This is a genomic window from Archangium sp. (genome assembly GCF_036389735.1).
Taxonomy (GTDB): domain Bacteria; phylum Myxococcota; class Myxococcia; order Myxococcales; family Myxococcaceae; genus Archangium.
On sequence record NZ_DASVWK010000474.1, the window covers coordinates 1 to 3,305 of the forward strand.

At 69.5% G+C, this 3,305-nt stretch carries 4 protein-coding genes; all 4 read right to left on the bottom strand.

The window, feature by feature from the left end:
* The coding region (locus VF794_RS16910; RefSeq protein WP_331111633.1) for a PKD domain-containing protein at window positions 1-1,019 on the bottom strand (1,019 nt) is incomplete at its 3' end.
* A 64-nt stretch (window positions 1,020-1,083) separates the two neighbouring features.
* Window positions 1,084-1,800, bottom strand: coding sequence for an MXAN_2562 family outer membrane beta-barrel protein (locus tag VF794_RS16915; protein ID WP_331111635.1), 717 nt, complete (start codon window positions 1,798-1,800; stop codon window positions 1,084-1,086).
* Window positions 1,797-2,687 carry an MXAN_2561 family MXYO-CTERM-anchored protein gene (locus VF794_RS16920; RefSeq protein WP_331111636.1) on the bottom strand — a complete coding sequence of 297 codons (891 nt, stop codon included), beginning with the start codon at window positions 2,685-2,687 and terminating at the stop codon, window positions 1,797-1,799. The genes VF794_RS16915 and VF794_RS16920 overlap by 4 nt, the downstream gene beginning before the upstream one ends.
* Window positions 2,688-2,815: 128 nt before the next feature.
* Window positions 2,816-3,305 (bottom strand): Asd/ArgC dimerization domain-containing protein (locus VF794_RS16925; RefSeq protein WP_331111637.1); only part of this gene is annotated, 490 nt, incomplete at its 5' end.

Genomic DNA, 3,305 nt, shown 5'->3' on the forward strand with positions numbered 1-3,305 from the left:
ACCTTCTCCGAGGCCACCCAACCCTCGATATCGGCCTGTGCTCCCTCGGCCCGGAAGGCCGCCCAGATGCCCCGGAAGTCGGCGGGCGTCTCCTCCTCCCCCACCGGACGCGCGAAGAAGTACACGTTGCCCGAGCCCACCTTCGACCGCAGCTCGGTGATCAGCGGCAGCTCGGACAGCCCCGGGCCGCTCATTCCCGTGATGCGCGCGCGAATCGCGTCCACCCCGGACGCCCCGCCCTCCTCGGGCGTCTCGACGGCCAATACCTTGGTGGCCTCGACCTCTCCCGGCTCGGTGTCCTCCTCATTGCCCTCGTCGGACGCATCGTCCTCCGTGTCCGGCACCACGAGGTAGAGGTAGCCCCGATCCTCGAAGAGCAGCAGCTGTGCGCCACTCTCCCGCAGGAAACGCACGACCCCTTCGGGCGAGCGCTCGAGGACCCTGGCACCACCGGCCTCCAGCTCCTTCACCACCGCGTCCAGCGCGGCCTGGGGCTCCGTCACGCCGAGCAGCCCCACGGTGCCCTCGAAGCCGGGCAGCGAGAAGAAGCCCACGCCCTCGTCCGGATCCACTACCCGGGGCTCGCCCTTCAGCTCCCGCAGCACCAGCGACAGCAGCGGGGCGTCCTCCAGGGAGGCACGTGCCTGCGCCTCGCCCACCATCCGCGAGTAGAAGCCCACCAGCGGCTCCACGTTGCCGCGCAGCTGGGCGAAGAAGATGGCCACCTCGGCATCGGCGGGCATGGCGCGCAGCACCGGCCGGGGCACCACCGTCACCTGGGCACTGCCCAGCACCTCGTTCTTCTCCAGCGCGCGCACGGTGTACGTGCCCACGCGCGGGAAGGCATGGGACACCCGCGTGCCCTGCTGCGCGGGCGTCCCATCACCGAAGTCCCACGTCACCGCCGGCGCGTCCTTGGCCTCGGAGCCGAAGCCCACCGGCACGCCGGCCTCCACCGTGCGCTCTCCCCCCACCTCGGGTTTGACAGCCCGATGGCAGCCGGACCCCACCAGGGCCACGGCTACCAGACAAACCGCTGTCAGGGCTCGAAGGGCGGGACGCACATGGACGGTCATGTACGGTCTAGTAATCCAGCGCCAGACCGAACATCCAGTACGAGTCCGAGAGATTGAAACCCTCGCCGCCAAAGTTGTTCACTTTCGCGTAGGTGTACTCGGCGAAGAGATAGCTGTGGTTCACCCCGAGATCCGAGTCGAAGTCGCGCGCCAGCCGCGGCTCCAGCACGTCCATCAGGAAGGCCACGCCAGCGGCCACCTCCCAGCCCAGCTTGCCCCCGCTCGCCTTGCCATCCGCGAGGTTCTCCGTCTCGCCACCCTTGGTGACCCACCACGGCATGTAGACGAGGCCGGGCTTCACATAGGGCACCAGGGGGATGCTCCAGCGGAACGCCGGGTAGTCGAACCGGTAGACGCCCCGCACGTGGAGGGGCAGCACGTGGAAGCCGGTGCGCTCCTGGGCCGCCCCGCCGCCCTCGAGCTGCGCGGCGCCGTACTTCTCCGCATAGCCCAGCGACAGGCTCAAGCCCGCCGAGCCGATGCCCTGGTAGAAGAAGCGCTGCATCTCCACTTCGAAGAGCAGCAGGTTCGAACCGCCGAAGATGTCGGAGAAAGGCGTGCCCGAGAGCCCCTCCTCCGAGTCGAGCTGCGGCCGGTAGCCACCGAGCCGGAACTCCACGGAGCCGCTGCGGGGCGATTGGGTGGGCAGATCCGACATCTCCCGCGCCTCACCGGGGAGCGCGATGAGGAACACCGCGACGCCGAGGGCCACTGCTCGAGTCATGAACGATTTCTCCTTGAGAACAGCCAGAACCCCAGGGCGGTCAGCACCGCGCTGCCCGCCAGACCTCCACCCGTGGCGCCACACCCGCCCGTCTCCTTGCCCCCGGCCTCGCGGTACTTCTCGTAGAAGCCCAGGGTCTTGATGGGCGTCCCCTCGGCGGTGGCGGCCGACGAGCTCTCGTTGCCCGCCGCGTCGATGGCGTAGGCCTCGAGCTGATACGTCACTTCGTTCTCCAGGCCCTCCACCTGGATGGAACCCGGCCCCCGCGTCTGCTGGGACACCACGTTCCCGTCCCGAAGCGCCACCAGCCGCACCTCGTTGACATCGCTCGTGCCGGCCACCTCGACCCGGAGGGCCTTGTCGAGCTGGGCCACCGATTCGATGGTGGGAGGCTCCGGCGCCTTCGAGTCATAGACGATCTTCCCGGGCGAGGCCTTCGTCACCGTGGTGGAGCACGCGCCCGTATAGAAATCGGTGGCCTTGGTGGAGCCGCAGACGCGGAACTCCTGCTCGACGTCCCCGACGCCGCACGAGCGCGTCCCGCCATCCGTCGGGGCGGAGAAGGGCAGCGACGAGACGCTGAACTCGAGGGTCCCCGTCCTCGTCTGGTTGAGGGTGGTCTGCGTGACGCTCGTCAGCGAGTAGCGCGTGGTCTGCGCGTCCGCGGTCTCCTTGCACTCGGTGCCCTCAGTGAGCCAGACGGCGAGCTCCTGACAGGCCGTCCCGCTGGCGGTCCAGGTGACGACGACACGTCGATTGCCGCAGTCCCGCGGGCTGACACTCACTGATTCGGTGCCATTGGCGAACCGGAGGTTCACCTGCACCGCCGTTTGGGCGGACGCCGCGGTGCACAGCAGCACGGCGGCGGAAATGAGAAGGGTGCGCATGGGCGGATGAGGAGGGTAGCAAGCCGGAGGCCAGGGGACACCCGGCCTCCCGCCCCGTATGTCGGGGAGAAGAGGGACTGGCCTCCGTCAAATGGGCAGGGGCGCCCCCCGGAAGCCTTGCCAAATTGTCAGGCGGGGCGCTCGGCGAGCCGCAGGCCGGCTTCCACCAGGTTGAGGGCGGCGCCCCGGCCGGCGTTGTCCACCGCGGCGAAGAGGGTGAGCCACTCGGGGGATTGGGGGAAAGCGCGCAGGCGGCCCACGTGGACGGAGGGGTCCGCGGTGACCAGGCTCGTCATGGGGTAGACCTTCTCCCCGGGTGAATCCAGCACCTTGAGCAGGGACGAGCCCTTGAGGGCGGCGCGCGCCTGCTCCACCGGGGCGGGCTTCTTGAGCCGGACATGAAGGCTCAGCCCGTGGCCGAAGAAGGTGGGCACCTGCACGGCGGTGCCGGCCACCACGGGCACCTCGCCCTTGGGAGCGAAGAGGCGCGCGGCCTCCAGCGTCCAGCCAGCCTCCTCCTCCGTCCAGGGCGAGTTGGCCATGAAGGCACTCACCTGGGGCACCAGGTTGAAGGCCACCCGATGGGGGAAGGCTTGCGACTCGGGCTCGCGGCCGGAG

Excerpts from the sequence above, each read along its gene's own strand:
- VF794_RS16915 (WP_331111635.1), bottom strand. The coding sequence starts at position 1,800 with ATGACTCGAGCAGTGGCCCTCGGCGTCGCGGTGTTCCTCATCGCGCTC.
- VF794_RS16920 (WP_331111636.1), bottom strand. The coding sequence starts at position 2,687 with ATGCGCACCCTTCTCATTTCCGCCGCCGTGCTGCTGTGCACCGCGGCG.